The sequence below is a fragment of the Microbacterium sp. ARD31 genome, assembly GCF_031844425.1.
This window is the reverse complement of record NZ_JAUZVE010000065.1, coordinates 1-17,933: the sequence shown is the minus strand read 5'-3', so window position 1 is coordinate 17,933 and position 17,933 is coordinate 1. Positions and strand designations below refer to the sequence as shown.

At 71.1% G+C, this 17,933-nt stretch carries 15 protein-coding genes; 11 read left to right on the top strand and 4 right to left on the bottom strand.

Going from position 1 to position 17,933, the window contains the following annotated elements; all coding sequences use genetic code 11:
* Window positions 1-6 precede the first annotated feature (6 nt).
* The gene (locus Q9S36_RS46725) at window positions 7-549 is read right to left on the bottom strand and encodes a DUF1003 domain-containing protein (protein WP_311291564.1); all 543 of its coding nucleotides are present in this window, start codon (window positions 547-549) and stop codon (window positions 7-9) included.
* Window positions 546-1,835, bottom strand: coding sequence for a magnesium transporter MgtE N-terminal domain-containing protein (locus Q9S36_RS46720; protein ID WP_311291563.1), 1,290 nt, complete (start codon window positions 1,833-1,835; stop codon window positions 546-548). Before Q9S36_RS46720 ends, Q9S36_RS46725 begins: the two co-directional genes overlap by 4 nt.
* 198 nt (window positions 1,836-2,033) lie before the next feature.
* On the opposite strand from Q9S36_RS46720, the gene Q9S36_RS46715 reads away from it, so the two are divergent.
* The 6 genes from Q9S36_RS46715 to Q9S36_RS46690 all read left to right on the top strand — a co-directional run bounded on the left by Q9S36_RS46715 (window position 2,034) and on the right by Q9S36_RS46690 (window position 9,672).
* Complete coding sequence (locus tag Q9S36_RS46715; RefSeq protein ID WP_311291562.1) at window positions 2,034-3,965, top strand: endonuclease/exonuclease/phosphatase family protein; 1,932 nt, start codon at window positions 2,034-2,036, stop codon at window positions 3,963-3,965.
* A gap of 139 nt (window positions 3,966-4,104) precedes the next feature.
* On the top strand, window positions 4,105-5,274 hold the full coding sequence (locus Q9S36_RS46710; protein ID WP_311291561.1) for an endonuclease/exonuclease/phosphatase family protein: 1,170 nt from the start codon (window positions 4,105-4,107) through the stop codon (window positions 5,272-5,274).
* Window positions 5,275-5,315: 41 nt separating this feature from the next.
* Complete coding sequence (locus Q9S36_RS46705; RefSeq protein WP_311291560.1) at window positions 5,316-6,881, top strand: hypothetical protein; 1,566 nt, start codon at window positions 5,316-5,318, stop codon at window positions 6,879-6,881.
* A gap of 27 nt (window positions 6,882-6,908) precedes the next feature.
* On the top strand, window positions 6,909-7,121 hold the full coding sequence (locus Q9S36_RS46700; protein ID WP_311291559.1) for a DUF6752 domain-containing protein: 213 nt from the start codon (window positions 6,909-6,911) through the stop codon (window positions 7,119-7,121).
* Window positions 7,118-8,182, top strand: coding sequence for a hypothetical protein (locus Q9S36_RS46695; protein WP_311291558.1), 1,065 nt, complete (start codon window positions 7,118-7,120; stop codon window positions 8,180-8,182). The genes Q9S36_RS46700 and Q9S36_RS46695 overlap by 4 nt, the downstream gene beginning before the upstream one ends.
* Before the next feature lie 38 nt (window positions 8,183-8,220).
* Entirely contained in the window at window positions 8,221-9,672 is a 1,452-nt protein-coding gene (locus Q9S36_RS46690; protein ID WP_311291557.1) for a phospholipase D-like domain-containing protein, read from the top strand.
* Between the two features lie 27 nt (window positions 9,673-9,699).
* Here Q9S36_RS46690 and Q9S36_RS46685 read toward each other — a convergent pair whose 3' ends face one another.
* The gene (locus Q9S36_RS46685; RefSeq protein ID WP_311291556.1) at window positions 9,700-10,314 is read right to left on the bottom strand and encodes a hypothetical protein; all 615 of its coding nucleotides are present in this window, start codon (window positions 10,312-10,314) and stop codon (window positions 9,700-9,702) included.
* A 117-nt stretch (window positions 10,315-10,431) separates the two neighbouring features.
* Between Q9S36_RS46685 and Q9S36_RS46680 the strand changes: the two genes are divergently transcribed.
* Window positions 10,432-11,628, top strand: a complete 1,197-nt coding sequence (locus Q9S36_RS46680; protein WP_311291555.1) for an acyl-CoA dehydrogenase family protein — start codon at window positions 10,432-10,434, stop codon at window positions 11,626-11,628.
* On the opposite strand, the gene Q9S36_RS46675 is transcribed toward Q9S36_RS46680, so the two are convergent.
* Window positions 11,625-12,806: an ROK family transcriptional regulator gene (locus tag Q9S36_RS46675; RefSeq protein ID WP_311291554.1), complete on the bottom strand. Its 1,182-nt coding sequence runs from the start codon at window positions 12,804-12,806 to the stop codon at window positions 11,625-11,627. The genes Q9S36_RS46680 and Q9S36_RS46675 overlap by 4 nt on opposite strands.
* Window positions 12,807-12,958: 152 nt before the next feature.
* Here Q9S36_RS46675 and Q9S36_RS46670 point away from each other — a divergent pair, with 152 nt between their 5' ends.
* From Q9S36_RS46670 to Q9S36_RS46655, 4 genes are read left to right on the top strand one after another with little or no spacing between them, the layout of a single operon-like run.
* Complete coding sequence (locus Q9S36_RS46670) at window positions 12,959-14,434, top strand: sugar ABC transporter ATP-binding protein (protein WP_311291581.1); 1,476 nt, start codon at window positions 12,959-12,961, stop codon at window positions 14,432-14,434.
* The gene (locus Q9S36_RS46665) at window positions 14,431-15,558 is read left to right on the top strand and encodes an ABC transporter permease (protein WP_311291553.1); all 1,128 of its coding nucleotides are present in this window, start codon (window positions 14,431-14,433) and stop codon (window positions 15,556-15,558) included. The genes Q9S36_RS46670 and Q9S36_RS46665 overlap by 4 nt, the downstream gene beginning before the upstream one ends.
* Window positions 15,555-16,679: an ABC transporter permease gene (locus Q9S36_RS46660; RefSeq protein ID WP_311291552.1), complete on the top strand. Its 1,125-nt coding sequence runs from the start codon at window positions 15,555-15,557 to the stop codon at window positions 16,677-16,679. Before Q9S36_RS46665 ends, Q9S36_RS46660 begins: the two co-directional genes overlap by 4 nt.
* The gene (locus Q9S36_RS46655; RefSeq protein WP_311291551.1) at window positions 16,679-17,932 is read left to right on the top strand and encodes a substrate-binding domain-containing protein; all 1,254 of its coding nucleotides are present in this window, start codon (window positions 16,679-16,681) and stop codon (window positions 17,930-17,932) included. The genes Q9S36_RS46660 and Q9S36_RS46655 overlap by 1 nt, the downstream gene beginning before the upstream one ends.
* Window position 17,933: the final 1 nt, after the last annotated feature.

Genomic DNA, 17,933 nt, shown 5'->3' with positions numbered 1-17,933 from the left:
GCAGCGTCACGGCCCCGGCCGGGAAACCTGGTCGGGCGGCGGCTGGTGGTCGCTGGCGACCTCGGGACGCGACAGCTCCTCGATGTCGCCCAGCAGCCCGCGCAGCTCCGAGCGGAGGAAGTCGCGGGTGGCGACCTCGCCGACCGCCATGCGGAGCGAGGCCACCTCGCGGGCGAGGAACTCCATGTCGGCGTGGGCCCGGGCGTTGGCCTGCCGGTCCTGCTCCGCGACCACCTTGTCGCGCTGCTCCTGGCGGTTCTGTGCGAGCAGGATGAGGGGAGCGGCGTACGACGCCTGCAGGCTGAGCATCAGCGTCAGGAAGATGAAGGGGAACTCGTCGAAGCGCAGGTCGGCGGGGGCCAGGGTGTTCCAGGCGATCCACGCAGCGACGAAGCCGGTCATCCACAGCAGGAACTTCGCGGTGCCCATGTAGCGAGCGAACGACTCGGCGAAGACCCCGAAGGCGTCGGCGTCGACCGCGGGGCGCCGCACGAGGTGGCGGCGGGTCTCGCGCGGGGTGTCGAGGCGCGGGCGCCGGCTCTCGCTCATCGCGCACCCCCGGAGTGGCCGGTGATCGGTCCGGGGCGGGGCGCGCGGTCGCGCCAGCCCTCGGGGAGCATGTGGTCGAGCAGGTCGTCGACGGTGACGGCGCCGAGCAGGCGGCCCTCGTCGTCCACGACCGGCGCCGCGACGAGGTTGTAGGTCGCGAGGTGGGCGGCGACCTCGTCCATCGAGGCGTCCGGGCGCAGGGGGTCCATCGAGTCGTCGAGCGCGGCCGCGACCAGCGTGGACGGCGGCTCGCGCAGCAGCCGCTGGATGTGCGCCGCGCCCAGCAGCTTGCCGGTGGGCGTCTCCAGCGGCTGGCGGCACACGTAGACCAGCGCCGCGAGCGCCGGGGTCAGCTCGGGGTTGCGCACGTGCGCGAGGGCGTCGGCGATCGTGGCGTCGGGGGAGAGGATCACCGGCTCGGGCGTCATCATCGCCCCGGCCGTGTTGTCGTCGTACGACATCAGCCGGCGCACGTCCTCGGCCTCCTCGGGCTCCATCAGCCCGAGCAGCGTCGCCGCCGTCTCGGGGTTCAGGTCCGCGATGAGGTCGGCGGCGTCGTCGGCCGACATCTCCTCCAGCACGTCGGCGGCACGCTCGGAGTCGAGGTGCTCGAGGATCTCGACCTGGTCCTCCTCGGGCAGCTCCTCCAGGACGTCGGCCAGCCGCTCGTCGTCGAGGGCCGCGACGACCGCCGTACGGCGCTCGGGCGGGAGGTCGTGGATCATGTTGGCCGCGTCGGCGGGACGCATGTCGTTGAGCGCGGCGATCAGGTGCGTGGCGCCCTGGGTCGGCTCGTGCCGCGTCAGGCCGGTGACGTCGCGCCACTCGACGACGTGGGTCTGGCCCCGCCGGCGGAAGCCCTTGCTGGGCTCCTGCACCGCGACGCGCGACAGCACCCAGTCGCGGTTGCGCGCCTGCTCCATCGCGACGTCGTAGACGACGCCGGTGACGCCGCCCTCCTTGGCGGAGTCCTTGATGGTCACCGTGCGGTCGAGCATCTGGCCCATCACGAGCGTCTCGGTCGAGCGCTGCTCGAAGCGGCGCATGTTGAGCAGGCCCGTCGTGTGGACCTGTCCGCTGTCGATGGCGGTGATCCGCGTCATCGGCACGAAGATCCGCCGCCGCCCGAACACCTCGGCGACCATGCCGAGCACCCGCGGCTGGCTCGTCTCCGTGCGGAGCGCGACCACGAGGTCGCGCACCTTGGCCACCTGGTCGCCCTGGGGGTCGAAGATCGGCAGCCCGACGAGCCTGGCCACGAAGACGCGGGTCGGGGTGGTGCTCACGGCCGCAACGTTAGCGTGCGCACGTCGCCACGGCCGTCACCCGACAACCGGGGCGAGACCGGGTCGGGATGTTACCCTTCCAAACGCAGGAGTCACTCCTGTCACATCGATCGGGGGCCGGGCGCGTGCGCCGGGTGGTTCGGTCGGCCACCTCGAGCGACGCCACTTCCCCGACGACACTGTGAGGCCAGCAACGCCATGTTCGCCACGTCCTTCTCCCTCCGAGCCCTCGGTGTGGTGGTGCCCGCCGTGATCGCGGTCGCGGCAGCCGGCACCCTCGCCGGCACCGCGAGCGGTCCGCACGCGTCCGTCCGCACGGTCGCCGACGAGGTCACCGCGCAGCAGGTCGCCGACGAGCAGGCACGCTCGTCCGCGTCGACCGCCGTGCAGACCACCCCCGCGACGTTCTTCCGCGCCGCCACCTTCAACGTGCTCGGCGCCGACCACACCGCCCCGGGCGGCAACCGCAAGGGCTGGGACTCCGGCGTGGTGCGGATGGACCGCGTGGTGACGCTGCTCGGCGAGCACGACCTCGACGTCGTCGGGTTCCAGGAGTTCCAGCCGCCGCAGGCGGCGCGCTTCCAGGAGCTGATGGGCACCTCCTGGCAGACCTACCCCGGCCTCGACACCAGCACCGGGGCCCCGTCGGTGAACTCCATCGGCTGGCGCACCGACACCTGGCAGCTCCTCGAGGCCCGCACCCTGCCGATCCCGTACTTCTCCGGCGCGCCGAGCCGGATGCCGGCCGTGCTGCTCCAGAACCTCGACACCGGCCGCCGTGCCTGGTTCTTCAACACCCACAACCCCGCGGACACCCGTGGCAACGCCCAGCAGTGGCGCGACGCCGGCTTCGCGATGGAGGTCGCGCTCGCCAACGAGCTGCGCACCGCCTACCCCGACGCCCCGTTCATCTCCTTCGGCGACAAGAACGAGCGCGACGAGTACTACTGCGCGGTCGCGCCGGGCGCCAACCTCTGGTCCGCGAGCGGCGGCTACGTCGAAGGCACCACCTGCTCGCCGCCGGGCGGGGGAGCGATCGACTGGATCATGGGCACCAAGGACGTCTTCTTCAACAGCTACACCCGGGTCTGGAACGACTTCGTCGCCAAGACCAGCGACCACCCGCTCTACACGACGAACGTGGTCGTCCCCGCCTCCGCGCCGGTGACGGCCCAGCACGTGGTCGTCGTCGCGGTGCCCGGCCTGACCTCCACGGTCGTCCGCGGCCTCGGCTCCAAGGCCGCCGAGCTCGAGCGCATGGTCGCCAATGGCGCCTCGACGATGAACGCGCGCACCGTGGTCGAGAGCACCAGCCCCGACGCCAACCTGGTCTCCCTGCTGACGGGTCGCCGGGTCTTCCCGAAGGGCGGTGGGCACGGCGTGGGTGCCAAGGGCAAGAAGCCGGGCACCGTGCACGGCGCTGCTGGGCAGTACGTCTCCAGCATCTTCGACCTCGCCCACAACAACTCCCTCCGCACCAGCTTCGTGGCCGCCCGGCCCGAGGCGCAGCTCGTGCGGACGAGCTGGAACAAGAAGTCGGGGGGCAAGGACCCCTACGGCGTCGACGACGGCACGGCCAAGTTCGACAAGGCCACCGTGCTGCGCGACGACTCCAAGGCCGTGGCGTGGTGGAAGTCCAAGATCGCGCGCCGTCCCTTCGACCTGAGCGTCGTCGAGCTGTCGGGTGCCTACAAGGAGGGCCAGCGCAGCGGCTACACCGGCGACGCCTACCAGCGCGCCGTGCGCAAGGTCTCCCAGAAGGTCGCCTCGATCCGCCGCGGGATCGCGTCCCAGTCGGAGATGAACGGCACCACGCTCCTCGTCGTCGTCGGCACCTCGGGTGCCCAGAAGTCCGGCAAGGGAGCCAAGTCGTGGCCCGAGGGCTACCGGGTGCCGATGTGGGTGACCGGTCCCGGCGTGCCGGCCAACGACGACCTCTACGGCCTGAACCCGTCGCTGTCCTCGCCGTCGAGCGACCAGCCCAACTACTCCGGGATCCAGCCGATCCGCACCGGCGGCGTGGCCAACCTGGTCACCCGCGTGCTGCGGCTGCCGCCGGTCCCGGGCTCGACGATGGACACCGACCAGCGGTTCCAGATCTTCGACCCGCTCAGCCTCCCGGGGGCCTGACCTCGCGAGACCGTCGTCACCTGCCGACTTCCTCGTTCGCTGGGCGTGGTAGGACACTTCCCGTTACGCTGAAGCCTCGAGCCTCGGGCGGGGATGGCGCCGTGCCTGCCTCAGTCGGCTCCTGAGCCAGAAGGTGACCGTGACCCGCAGGAAGCTCCCCGCGCTCCCGAGCGCGCTCCGGACGCCCCCTGAGTGGCTGGTCCCGGGCCTGGTGGTGGTCGTCCTCGCGGGCCTGCTGTGGTTCTCCTTCGGCACCGGGCCCGGTGGTCCGCAGGGCTCGATCGGACTGGGTTCCCAGTCCACCGGCTCCGGCGACCAGGCCGGAGAGCACGCCGACACCGACGACCTCGACCGCGGTGAGACCGACGAGGCAGACGCGACCGACGCGGGCGACGACGCCGACGGCGGAGGCAAGGCCGGGCGGGGCACCGAGCCGCCGGCGGCCGAGCCCACCTCCGCCACCACCTCGCCTGCCCTCGAGCGCTCGGTGCGCCGGTTCGAGCAGGCCCAGCGCCGGCTCGCCGAGCAGGTCAACCAGCAGCTCGAGCGGCGTACGGCCCCATTCTCGTTCCGCGTCGCGACGTTCAACCTGCTCGGTGACTCGCACACGGGTCCCGGCGGCAACAAGCCCGGCTTCCCCGACGCGAGCCCGCGGATGGACATGGCGATCTCCGCGCTGCGCCGCAGCGCCGTCGACGTGGTCGGCTTCCAGGAGATGGAGGCCTCGCAGTTCTCGATGTTCAGCGCCCGGGCCGGGGAGTACTCCCTCTACCCGGGCCTGGCGATGGGCGACAAGTCGGTGCGCTTCAACATCGCCTGGCGCTCGAGCATGTGGCAGCTCGTCGACGCGCACACCCTCTCCATCCCGTACGCCGGCGGCAGCCGCATCGAGATGCCCGTGGTCCTGCTGGAGTCGACCTCCACCGGCCGCCAGGCGTGGTTCGCCAACTTCCACAACCCCGCCGACACCCCCCGCCTCGGCAACAACGCCCGGTGGCGCTCCGAGGCGGCCTCCATCGAGATCTCCCACCTGACCGCCCTCCACCAGGAGCAGGGCATCCCGGTCATCGCGACCGGCGACTACAACGAGCGCGAGGAGATCTTCTGCCGGTTCACCGCCGGAGGCGTCTTCTCCGCGGCGGCCGGCGGCAGCAGCGCAGGCGGCTGTGCGCCCCCCAGCGGCATGCAGGTCGACTGGATCTTCGGCTCGACCGGGGTGGAGTTCGACGGCTATGCCGTCACGGGCGTCGGCCAGGCGTCCGACCACAACATGGTGAGCTCGGGAGCGACGCTGCTCCCCGGCGGGTGACCGGGTCAGCGACCCGGCACCCCGTCGATATACTCCGCGCTGTGAGACCCCTGACCGCGTTGCGCCTTCGTGGCGCGCCGGAGGTCCGGGGCATCGACGTCGACGGCGTGCACCTCGCCGGCCGCCGCGAGCGGCTCGTCGACGTGTCCTTCGGAGACCGGCGCATCTGGTCCTTCTGGCTCCAGCGCGACGGCGAGGAGGAGGACGGTGGCCGCGTGGTGCGCTGGCCCAAGCCGCTGCGGCCCTTCCTCGACGGCGTCGCCGACCTCACCCTGACCGACGCCGCGTCGGGGGAGGAGATCTTCGCCGGATCGGTCCGCTTCGGCACCGGCAGCAGCCCCATCGAGGTCGTCAACGCCGCTGGACGACCGCTCGCGATCGACAAGTCCCTCAAGCTCGTCGAGACCTTCGACACCCGCGACGCCGCGCAGGTCGAGCCGCTGCTCGACGCGATCGAGGAGGTGCTCGGTGCGCTCCGGGAGGCCGGCGTGCAGCCGTTCCTCGCGTACGGCACGGCGCTGGGCGCAGTCCGCGACGGCGGCCTGATCGGCCACGACAGCGACGCCGACCTCGGCTACGTCAGCGACCGCGACCACCCGGTCGACGTGATCCGGGAGTCCTTCCGGCTGCAGCGCACGCTGACCGACATGGGCTACCGGGTCACCCGCTACTCCGCGATCGCGTTCAAGGTCCACGTGGAGGAGAGCGACGGCCTCGACCGCGGGCTCGACGTGTTCGGCGGCTTCATGCGCGACGGCATCCTCTACCTCATGGGCGAGATCGCAGTGCCCTTCGAACGGTCCTGGATCTACCCGCTGGGCTCGGCCACCCTCGAGGGCCGCAGATTCCCGGTCCCCGCCGACACCGACAAGTTCCTGACGGTCACCTACGGCCCCGGCTGGCGGGTGCCCGACCCGGCCTACAAGTTCACCACCCCGGCCAGCACGATCGAGCTGTTCAACGGCTGGTTCCGCGGGATGCGCACCGGTCGCGCAGGCTGGCACGGCTACTTCAAGCGCACCGCCGGTCAGGCCCCGCGCGAGTCCGCGGTCGCCCACCTCGTCGCCGAGCGGCAGCCCGACCTGGCGACGTACGTCGACATCGGCTGCGGCCGCGGCGCCGACGTGGCCTGGTTCGCCGACCGGGGGACCCGGGCGGTGGGCCTGGACTTCCAGCCCTACGCCTACGGCCCCGAGGCGGAGCGCCGCGCCGGGGACGACCGGGTCGTCTTCCAGCTGTTCAACCTCCTCGAGCTGCGCCACGTGCTCGCCGTGTCGGCGTGGGTGGCCCGCATGCCCGGCCCGCGCGCCGTGGGCTGCGTGCACGTCGTCGAGCGACTCGGCCGGCGGGGTCGCCTCAACATGCTGCGGTCCGCGCGGATGATGCTGGCCGGAACGACGGGCTCGCTCTACCTCCAGTTCCTGAGCGAGCGCGGCCGTGACGGCTACGCCCGCCGGACCGGCGTACGCCAGGCCCTCGCGGTCGACGTGGTGCGCGCCGAGGTCGCGGAGTCCGGGGGCCAGGTGCTGGAATGCGTCGAGGAGCACGTCTCGGGTGGCTCGGACAGCTCCCGGGTCTGCCGCATGGTCGTCGACTGGAGCTCCTGACGTGGTGCTCGAGAAGTGGGAGTTGTGATGTTCGGACGGGTGAAGTCGCGTCGCGCCGGTGGCGGTGACCTCGAGGCGAGGGTCGCCGCGCTGGAGGCGGCCGTGCAGGAGAACCGTGCCCTCAACGTGCGGCTGGCCGAGCTGACCGACGTGGTCACCGAGCTGCTGCTGCCGGTCGCGGCCCGCGACGAGGAGAGGCTCGAGGAGATCCTGGCGAAGTACCGCGGGGACTTCTCTTGAGCCGCGCCCGACACGTTCCCCGTCGGGCCTTCCTCCACATCGGTCTGCCGAAGACCGGTACGACCTACCTCCAGCACGTCCTGTGGGGCAACCGCGACCGGTTGCGCAAGGACGGCGTGCTGCTGCCCGGCTTCGGGCACCGCGAGCACCTCTGGGCCGCCCTCGACCTGCAGGAGCGGCCCCGCCTGGCCAAGCGCCACGAGAAGGCGCCCGGCAGCTGGCAGCGTCTCGTCGACCAGGCGCTCGGCAGTGACCAGGACGTGCTGCTGACCCACGAGTTCCTGTGCGGCGCGAGCACCGAGCAGGCGGCTCGCGCGGTCACGTCCTTCGGCGACGCCGAGGTGCACCTGGTGGTCACCGCCCGCCCGTCCGCCGACGTCGTGTCGGCGGGATGGCAGGAGTCGGTGAAGAACGGCAGCACCGTCGACCTCGACGCCGTGATGGCCGGGAGGTCCGCGGGCGGTCCCGAGTTCAGCATGCGCACCTGGGACCTCGCCGGGGTGCTGGAGCGGTGGACCCCCGACCTGCCGCCCGAGCGGGTGCACGTGCTCGTCATGCCCGGTCCTGACGAGCCGCGCGACGCCCACTGGCGGCACTTCGCCGAAGTCCTCGGCGTCGACCCGGCCGGGTACGACGCCCCTGCCGAGTCCCTGAACCCGGCGCTGGGGATCGTCCAGATCGAGCTGCTGCGACAGGTCAACAAGCACCTCACCGGCTACTCGGCGCGCGACCGCGGGGTCTGGATCCGCGGCTACCTCGCCGAGGACCTGCTCGCCGGCCAGGAGCGCGAGCGGGGCCGGCTGCCCGCCCAGTACCTCGACCGGGTCGCCGAGCTCGACCGGGCAGCGGTCTCCCTCATCACCGACCGGGGGTTCGACGTCAGGGGCGACCTGGCCCGTCTCACGGCCTCGGAGCACGGGGCGACGGGGGCTGCGCGGGTGCCCGAGAGCGTCTCGCCGGAGGAGCTTCTCGAATCGGCGGGCCGTCTCGTCGCTGCTATCGTGGCCGACGTTCGCGCGAGCACAGGTGATGTGCCGCCACGGTTCCGCGGGAACCTCTGACTCGGGCACTCGACCGTGCCATGTAGGAGTAATTCGACGTGCGTCACAAGATCCTGTCCCTGTTCACCGTCTGGGGCCTCGCCGCCAGCCTGGTCGTCCCGGCCGTCGCCGCCGGTGCGCTGACCGCAGGTGCGAGCGCCGCTGCACCGGCAGCTGCCCAGCCCGCCGCCCAGCCGGCGGCGCCGGCCGCGCGCAAGCCGGGCAAGCCGAACAAGAAGTGGAAGGTCCCCGTCGGGCCGAAGTTCAACAACCCGATGATCCCCAAGGACCGGTTCGTCATCGAGCGCCACATCCTGCGGGCCATCCGCAACACGCCCAAGGGCGAGAAGATCGTCATCTCGGCCTACTCGCTCGACCGGCAGGTCTTCGCCGACGAGCTGATCCGAGCGCACAAGCGCGGGGTCAAGGTGCAGGTGCTGCTCAACGACCACCTCGTCCCCAACGCCCAGGTGCGCATCCAGCGGGTGCTGGGCCACAAGACGAAGAAGTCGAGCTTCCTCAAGCGCTGCGTCTCGGGCTGCCGCGCGGACGAGAACGAGTACAACAACCTGCACAGCAAGTTCTACCTGTTCAGCCGCACCGGCCGGAACCGCAACGTCGTGATGCTCGGGTCGCAGAACATGACGCTCAACGCTGTGCGCTGGCAGTGGAACGACCTCTGGACCACGGTCGGCAAGAAGCAGCTCTACGACCAGTTCGTGACCCTGTTCAACGACATGCGCCCCGACTGGGACCGCCGCCGGGCGACGTACTCGTTCTGCGAGGACGGGCTGAACTGCCCCGCGGGCGACCAGCAGAAGTACTTCAACACGGTCTTCCCGCGCTACACCACGCCGCAGACCGACATCATCATCGACATCCTCAACAACGTGCAGTGCGTCTACACCGACGCCGCGGGCGCGCAGAAGCGCACGCTGCTGCGCCTGTCGATGCACACCATGCGCGGCAACCGCGGCAACTACATCGCCGACAAGCTCCGCGAGCTGTACGCCAACGGCTGCAACCTGCGCGTCAACTACGGCCTGATGGGCTTCTACACCAAGCAGCACATCGGCGCCCCGACCGCCCGCGGTCGCGTGCCCCTGCGCTCGACCGGCTTCAACCTCGTCGACGACCCGGTGTCCACCACGACGGTCGACGAGGAGGAGCCGGAGAACATCGAGCGCTACACGCACCAGAAGTACTTCGTGCTGCGGGGCTCCTACCGCGGCAACGTCGACAGCAACATCGTGTGGACCGGGTCGACCAACTGGTCGAGCCTCGGCACCCCGCAGGACGAGATCCTGTTCGCGATGCACGGGCGCCAGATGGTGCGCGACTACCTCAAGAACTTCAACCTGATGTGGCAGAAGCCCTACAGCCGCGACGCCTACACCACGACGTACTCCGAGTGGAAGATGGTCAACGGCCGTCGCGTCGGCACGCAGCCGGTGACCACGATCGAGCCCGACGGGCTCAAGGCCGGCGGGCCCACGTGGGAGGACGACTGACCCGAGGACGGGCCGCGGTCCGGGAGGTCACTCCTGGAACGCGGCGTCCTCGGCCGGCAGCAGCGACTCGGCGAGCGCGCGGACCTCGTCGGGCGAGGCGCCCTGCAGCACGACGGTGCTGCCCTTGAGGTCGAGCGCGAGCACGTCGAGGCCGTCCTCGGCCTGCCACGCCGACCAGGTGCCGGTGCCGTAGTCGGACAGGTCGACCTCGTCGGCGGGCGTCAGGCCCGTGGCGTCGGCGAGAGCGTCCTCGGCGGTGCCGGGGAGCTGGTCGAGGCTCACCTCGCCGGTGGGGCTGGTGAACTCCATCCGCCACCACTGCGGGTCGGCGACGTAGCCGCCGCCGACGGTCGTCCACCCGTCGGGCAGCACGGTCGGGACCATCGTGATCAGGTCGTCGCCCACCGCCTGCAGCGCGGCCCTGCGGTAGCGCGGCTTGACCGCCGGCTCCTCACCGAAGTCGACGAACGTGACCTCGGCGGGCTCCTCGGAGGGCTCCGTGGACGGCTCCGCGCCGGAGCTCGGGCTCGCCGACGTGCCCGCCTCCGGGTCCTCGGCGGTGTCGTTCCCGTCGCTGCAGGCGCTGGTCACCAGGGCGAGCGATGCGGCGAGGGCGGCTCCGGAGCTCAGTGTCAGTCGCATGCGCCCCATGGTCTCACGAGCCGTGTGACGTCTCTCTCGGTTCGCAAGCCTGCCCAGGTGAACGGGTGATAACTAGACTCCCCAGCGTTCCGCCCACGAGCGCACAGGAGCCACCGCATGCCCCGCCTCTGCCAGACCGACGGCCTCTCCGAGGACCAGAGCGAGATCCTGAAGGCGGTGCGCCAGTTCGTGGACGAGCAGATCATCCCGGTGGCGCAGGACCTCGAGCACGCGGACGAGTACCCCCAGGAGATCGTCGACGGGCTCAAGGAGCTCGGTGTGTTCGGGCTGACGATCCCCGAGGAGTTCGGCGGGCTGGGGGAGTCGCTGCTGACCTACGCGCTGGTGGTCGAGGAGATCGCGCGCGGGTGGATGAGCGTCTCGGGCGTGATCAACACCCACTTCATCGTGGCCTACATGCTGGTCCAGCACGGCACGCAGGAGCAGAAGGAGAAGTACCTCCCGCGGATGGCGACCGGGGAGGTCCGCGGCGCGTTCTCGATGTCCGAGCCCGGTCTCGGCAGTGACGTGTCGGCGGTGTCGACGAAGGCCACGCGGGCCGAGGACGGGTCGTACTCCATCACGGGCCAGAAGATGTGGCTGACCAACGGCGCCACCTCGACGCTCGTGGCGGTGCTGACGAAGACCGACGAGGGCGCCGACAGCGTCTACAAGAACATGACGACGTTCCTGGTCGAGAAGGAGCCCGGCTTCGGCGAGACCGCCCAGGGCGTCACCGTGCCCGGCAAGATCGAGAAGATGGGCTACAAGGGCGTCGAGACCACCGAGCTCATCCTCGAGGGCCACCAGATCGGCGCCGAGCAGATCCTCGGCGGGGAGCCCGGCAAGGGCTTCTTCCAGATGATGGACGGCGTCGAGGTCGGCCGGGTCAACGTCGCGGCCCGCGCCTGCGGGCTGGCCTGGCGCGGCTTCGAGCTCGCCATCGCCTACGCCCAGCAGCGCAAGACCTTCGGCAAGCCGATCGCCGAGCACCAGGCGGTGCTGTTCCGGCTCGCGGAGATGGCCACCAAGGTCGAGGTCGCCCACACCATGATGGTCAAGGCCGCCCGTCTCAAGGACACCGGGCAGCGGATGGACGTCGAGGCCGGCATGGCCAAGATGGTCGCCAGCGAGTACGCCAACGAGGTCGTGGAGGACTCCTTCCGCATCCACGGCGGCTACGGCTACTCCAAGGAGTACGAGATCGAGCGCCTCATGCGCGAGGTCAAGTTCATGCTCATCGGCGAGGGCACCTCCGACATCCAGAAGATGATCATCGGCCGCAGCCTCCTCAAGGACTACCAGCTGCGCTAGGCGCCGGCGGCCGCATCGGCCGCGGCCAGCGCCTCGCTGGCTGCCTCGACGACGTCGGGGGAGAGGACGTGCTCGATGGCGAGCGCCGACGCCCCGAGCACGGCGGCCTCGCCGCCCGCCCGTGAGGTGACGATGCGCAGGTGCTCGGTGGCCAGCGGCAGCGACCGCTGGTAGACCGACTCGCGGATCCCGGCGAGGAGGTGCTCGCCCGCGCCGGCGACCTGCCCGCCGATCACCACGACCGACGGGTTGATGAGGTTGACCATCGTCGCCACGACCTCCCCGATGTCGCGACCCGCCTGGCGTACGACGGCCATGGCCGGCTGGCTGCCCGCGCGCACCAGCTCGACGACGTCGCCCCCGGTCTCGGCCTCCTCGCCCAGCTGGCGCACGGCTGCGGCCAGCGCCGGCCCCGCTGCGACGGCCTCGAGGCACCCCGTGTTGCCGCAGCGGCAGACCACCTCGTCGGCCCCCGGCACGCGCACGTGCCCGAGGTCGCCCGCCGTGCCCTGCGCGCCGCGCTGGAGGACGCCGCCCGTCACGATGCCGGCGCCGATGCCGGTGGCGACCTTGATCAGCACCAGGTCGTCGACGTCGCGCAGGTGCTGCCGGCGCTCGCCCAGCGCCATGATGTTCACGTCGTTGTCGACCAGCACCGGCACGGGGTAGACCTCCTGGAGGTGCCCCGGCACGTCGTAGCGGTCCCAGCCCGGCATGATCGGAGGGTTGATCGGGCGCCCGGTCGAGTGCTCGACGGGTCCGGGCAGGCCGATCCCGATGGCGCCGAGGTCGCCCAACGGGCGGTCGGTGCGCGCCACCAGGTCGCGCACCGACTCGACCACCCAGCCGAGCACGGCCTCGGGGCCCTCGGTGACCGCGATGCGCGCGTCGACCTCGCCCAGGATGGCGCCGTCGAGGTCGGTCAGGGCGGCGCGGACGTGGGTGGCCCCGATGTCGACGCCCACCACCAGCCGCGCGCTGCGGTTGAGCGCGAACAGGGCGGGCGGGCGCCCGCCGGTGGAGCGGGCCCCGCCGAAGGGGGCGATCAGCCCGAGCCGGGTGAGGGTGTCGATCCGGGTGGCGATGGTGGACCGGGCCAGGCCGGTGGCCTCGGCCAGCTGGGCTCGGGTCCACGGCCTCCCGTCGCGGAGGAGGTCGAAGAGTTCACCCGTGCGCACGGCCGGAGTCAAGCACAGACGGGACTTTGAACACCAGACCCAAGACTTTTGAAAGGTTCTCGACAAAAGCCGGTGACGCATGCCACAGTGACGCCGTGCCCGCTACCGCTCCGCCCGCTCCGGCTCCTGCCCCGGTCCTGGTCGCCTCCGGCATGACCAAGAGCTTCTTCGGCAACACCGTGCTGGCCGACGTCGACCTGACCCTCGAGCCGGGCGTCGTGCACGGGCTGGTCGGGGAGAACGGCGCCGGCAAGTCGACGCTGATGAAGATGCTGGCCGGTGTCCACACCCCCGACCGCGGCACCATCGAGGTCGGCGGCGAGCAGGTCTCGTTCACCCACCCGGTGCAGGCCCAGGGAGCGGGCGTGTCGACGGTGTTCCAGGAGTTCAACCTGCTGCTCGAGCGCACCATCGCCGAGAACATCTGGCTCGGCCGCGAGCCGCGCCGCTTCGGCCAGGTGGGCCCGGTCGACACCGCCCGCATGCGCCGCGACACCGACGAGCTCCTGTCAGGACTCGGGGTGGCCGGGCTCAAGGCCGGCACGCTCGTGCGCAGCCTGTCGGTCGCCGAGCAGCAGATCGTCGAGATCGCCAAGGCCGTGAGCTTCGACGCCAAGGTGATCCAGATGGACGAGCCCACCGCAGCCCTCGCCGACCACGAGGTCGAGCTGCTCTACACGATCATCCGCCGCCTCACCGAGCGCGGAGTCGCCATCGTCTACGTCTCGCACCGGCTCAAGGAGGTCTTCGACCTCTGCCAGACGATCACCATCCTCAAGGACGGCCAGCACGTCGCCACCCGCCCGGCCGCCGAGCTGTCCGAGGCCGAGCTGGTGCGCCTCATGGTCGGCCGCCCGCTGACGACGTACTTCCCGGAGAAGCCCGAGGACGCCGTGGTGGGTGAGGTGCGCCTCGCGCTCGACGGGGTGGGCAACGGCTACGTCGACGACGTCTCGCTGGAGGTGCGCGCGGGGGAGATCGTCGGCATCGCCGGCCTCCAGGGCTCCGGACGCACCGAGCTGCTGGAGACGATCTTCGGCGTGCACCGCGTGGCACGCGGCACGATGACCCTCGACGGCGCACCGCTCGAGGTCGCCAGCCCCCGCCAGGGCGTGCGCGCCCGGCTCGCCTTCATCACCGAGGACCGCAAGGCCAAGGGCCTCGCCCTCAACCAGTCCATCCTCGACAACGCGCTCGGCGTCGTGCGCTCGGTCTTCCCGCGCCGCACCGGCGCGGCTCGCCGGGAGATGCCGGGCGTGCTGTCCGGCCTCGACGTCGCCGCGGCGAGCCTGGGCCAGGAGGTGCAGTTCCTCTCGGGGGGCAACCAGCAGAAGGTCGTGCTGGCCCGGTGGCTGAGCATCGACCCGCTGGTCGTGCTCATGGACGAGCCCACGCGCGGTATCGACGTCGGGGCCAAGCACCGGGTCTACGAGCTCATGCGCGAGCTGACCCGGAAGGGCGTGGCGGTGCTGATGGTCTCCAGCGAGCTGCCCGAGGTGATCGGGATGTCGGACCGCATCCTCGTGATGCGCGACGGCAGGCTCGCCGGCGAGCTCCCGGCCGGTGCGAGCGAGGAGGCCGTGCTGGCCATGGCCACGGGCGCAGCCACGGACGGCGAGGCGGCATGAGCGCGACGACCGACCACGGCACCGGGACCCCGGAGCCGGCCGCGGAGCCCCAGGAGTCCGTACGCCGGAGACGCGCCGCGCGCCCGCGGGCCGAGCGCCGCCGCCTCGACTCGACCGGCCTGATCTACCTCGTGCTGGTCTGTGTCGTCGCGGTCTCGGCCGTGCTCACCGGCGTCGAGGGACGCAACTTCTTCAGCCAGGGCAACGTGTGGGCCGTCCTCACCGCGATGAGCGTCCTCGGCCTGATCGCCATCGGCCAGACGCTGGTGATCCTGGTGGGCAGCCTGGACCTGTCGGTCCCCTACGTCGTCAGCCTCGCGACCGTGGTCGCGGCCGGCGGCATGAAGGGCCTCGACGGCAACATCCCTGCCGCGGTGGTCAACACGCTGGGGCTGTGCGCCGTGATCGGGCTCGTGATGGGGCTGCTGGTCAGCCTTCTGCACGTCCACGGCTTCATCGCCAGCCTCGGCATCGGCCTCGTCGTGAGCGGCTACCTCGGCACCAACTACCAGGGCAGCCACGGCTCCGCGGCCCCCGACCTGCGGCTGCTGGGGCGCAGCGGCATCGCGGGGTGGATCCCCACCGCGTTCATCGTGCTGCTGGTCTGCGCGGCGCTGGTGACCCTGCTGCTGCGCCACACCCGACTCGGCCACCACGTCTACGCGATCGGCGGCAACCGCGAGGTCGCCCGCATGTCGGGGGTGCGGACCGCCCTTCCCGTGGTCTCCGCCCACGTGCTCTGCTCGGTGCTGGCCGGACTGGCCGCGCTGCTCCTCCTCTCCCGCACCGGTGTCGGATCGCCGACGATCGGGTCGCAGGGCCGCTACGACCTGCTGTCCATCGCCGCCGTCGTGCTCGGCGGCACCCTGCTCGCCGGCGGCAAGGGCAGCGTCGTCGGCACGATGGGCGGCGTCGCCATCTTCGCGGTGCTGGACAACGTCATGGGCGTCATGGAGGTCAACCCGTTCCTCAAGGACTTCGTCCGCGGGCTCGTGATCGTGCTGGCGGTCGCCGTCTACGCGCGCCGCAGCGTCGTACGCCGCCCTCCGCGCTTCGGTGCGTCGCGGCCGCTCCTCCCAGTCCCGTCCGCGAAGGGCACGTCCACACCAGGGGAGCAGGCATGAGCACCACCACCTCCGCCACCGGCTCCGGCGGCACCGCCGGTCGTACGCTGCCGCTGAGCGAGGGCTCGATCGTCCAGCGGCTGGTGCGCGGCGCCGTCACCCCGGGAGGCGCGGTCTTCATCCTCGCCGCGGTCCTCTTCGTCGCGGTGGTCTGGGCGAACCCCTCCTTCGGCGACCCGCCGCAGCTGATCCGCTTCATCGGTCGCACCGCGCCGATCGCGATCGCCGCGATGGGGCAGTACTACGTGATCGTCTCGGGGGAGTTCGACCTCTCCATGGGAGCCGTCATCGCCACCCAGGTCGTGATCGCCGGCAACTACATCGGTGACGACGAGGGACGCGTGCTGCCCGCCATCGGGCTGATGCTGCTGATCGGCGTCGCCGTCGGCCTGGTCAACGGCTTGGCGACCACGCTGCTCAAGGTGCCGAGCTTCATCGTCACCCTCGGCACGATGCTGGCCCTGGGCGGGCTCGTCCGGTTCCTGACCGGCGGAGCGGCCACCGGCAACCCCGTGGACACGTTCCGCGAGATCGGCCGCGGTGGCATCCAGGACGTCCCCGTCGTGGAGGTGCTGCCCTACCCGGTGATCATCCTCGTGGTGATCATGGCCGCCGGCGTGTGGCTGATGCGCTCGCCGTTCGGTCGCACGATCATCGCCACCGGCGACAACCCGGACGCCGCGGCCCTCGCCGGGGCGCACGTGTGGTGGGTCAAGACCCGCGCCTTCATCCTGTCCTCGCTCTCGGCCACGGTCGCCGGCATCCTGCTCGTGGGGTACGCCGGTGTGCACCCGTCGGTGGGCGCCGGCTACGAGTTCCAGGCCATCACCGCGGTCGTCCTCGGAGGTGTGGTCCTCGGCGGTGGCCGGGGGTGGCTGCTCTCGGCCGCGGCGGGCGCCTTCGCGCTCGAGCTGCTCTTCTCGTTCCTCAACTTCCAGGAGGTCGAGTCCACCTGGAGGCCGACGGTCCAGGGCGTGATCATCATCCTCGCCGTCGCCGCTGCCGGCCGCGCCTGGTCCGTGGGCCGGCGCCCCGCCCGTACGCCACCACCCGCTCCACCCGCTGCACCCGCACCATCACCCACCACTGCCCGCCCGGGCACTGAAACAGGAGAAATCTGATGCGCCGAAAGATGCACCGCGCGCCGATGGCCGTGGCCTCGGCACTGCTGCTCGGGGTGTTCGCCACGTCCTGCAGCACCGAGGACCCGACGGACGCCGGTTCCGGGACCGACGACACCTCGGAGACCTCGGAGTCCCCCGACGCCTCCGAGAGCGCCGAGGAGGGCGGCGAGCAGGAGTGGTTCGACCAGGCCGTCTACGACGAGCAGTACGAGCAGCGCTCGGCGACCTTCGAGGGCGACCCGGAGACGCCGTGGCTGCAGTACATCGACGGGGAGATGACCGACACGTCCGAGTACAAGTCCGACAAGGCCGGCAAGGCGTGCTTCGCCAACGCCTCGATCTCCAACCCGTGGCGCCAGACCGGCTGGATCACCATGAACCAGCAGCTCGAGGCCCTGCAGGAGGAGGGCGTCATCTCCGAGATGGAGACGCGCGACGCCGGTGACGACGACAACACGCAGATCGCCGACATCGACTACTTCATCTCCGAGGGCAACTGCGACGCCTTCATCATCTCGCCCAACTCCACCGCCGCCATGACCGACGCGGTCGAGCGTGCCTGCGAGACCGGCAAGCCCGTCATCGTCTTCGACCGCGGCGTGCAGACCGACTGCGCCACCACCTTCATCCACCCGATCGGTGGCTTCGCGTGGGGCATCGACACCGCGGAGTTCCTCATCGACAACCTCGAGGAGGGCGACAAGGTCGTCGCGCTGCGCATCCTGCCCGGCGTCGACGTGCTCGAGCAGCGCTGGGCCGCGGCCGAGAAGCTCTTCGAGGAGAACGGCATCGAGGCGGTCGACTTCTTCACGGGTGCTGACCCGACGGAGATCAAGACCTTCATCACCGACGAGCTGAACAAGGGTGAGGTCCAGGGCGTCTGGATGGACGCCGGTGACGGCGCCGTCGCCGCGATCGAGGCCTTCGAGGACTTCGGCGCCGACCTGCCGGTCATGACCGGTGAGGACGAGATGAGCTTCCTGCGCAAGTGGGAGGAGACCGGCCTGACCGGCCTCGCCCCCGTCTACAGCAACTTCCAGTGGCGCACCCCGCTCCTCGCGCTCCAGAAGATCTGGGCCGGCGAGGAGGTCCCGAAGGAGTGGGTCCTGCCGCAGGTCCCGATCACCGAGGACGAGCGCGCGGACTACCTCGAGGCCAACGAGGGCATGCCCGACGGCCACTACGCCAAGTTCGGCGGCGAGGACCTGCCGGGCTACCCCGAGGTGTGGCAGGAGCGCCAGATCCCCTGAT

What these genes read in the sequence shown, in the direction of transcription:
- Q9S36_RS46700 (WP_311291559.1), top strand. Translation starts at nt 6,909, where the DNA reads ATGTTCGGACGGGTGAAGTCGCGTCGCGCCGGTGGCGGTGACCTCGAG.
- Q9S36_RS46685 (WP_311291556.1), bottom strand. Translation starts at nt 10,314, where the DNA reads ATGCGACTGACACTGAGCTCCGGAGCCGCCCTCGCCGCATCGCTCGCC.
- Q9S36_RS46655 (WP_311291551.1), top strand. Translation starts at nt 16,679, where the DNA reads ATGCGCCGAAAGATGCACCGCGCGCCGATGGCCGTGGCCTCGGCACTG.
- Q9S36_RS46725 (WP_311291564.1), bottom strand. Translation starts at nt 549, where the DNA reads ATGAGCGAGAGCCGGCGCCCGCGCCTCGACACCCCGCGCGAGACCCGC.
- Q9S36_RS46665 (WP_311291553.1), top strand. Translation starts at nt 14,431, where the DNA reads ATGAGCGCGACGACCGACCACGGCACCGGGACCCCGGAGCCGGCCGCG.
- Q9S36_RS46670 (WP_311291581.1), top strand. Translation starts at nt 12,959, where the DNA reads ATGACCAAGAGCTTCTTCGGCAACACCGTGCTGGCCGACGTCGACCTG.
- Q9S36_RS46680 (WP_311291555.1), top strand. Translation starts at nt 10,432, where the DNA reads ATGCCCCGCCTCTGCCAGACCGACGGCCTCTCCGAGGACCAGAGCGAG.
- Q9S36_RS46660 (WP_311291552.1), top strand. Translation starts at nt 15,555, where the DNA reads ATGAGCACCACCACCTCCGCCACCGGCTCCGGCGGCACCGCCGGTCGT.
- Q9S36_RS46715 (WP_311291562.1), top strand. Translation starts at nt 2,034, where the DNA reads ATGTTCGCCACGTCCTTCTCCCTCCGAGCCCTCGGTGTGGTGGTGCCC.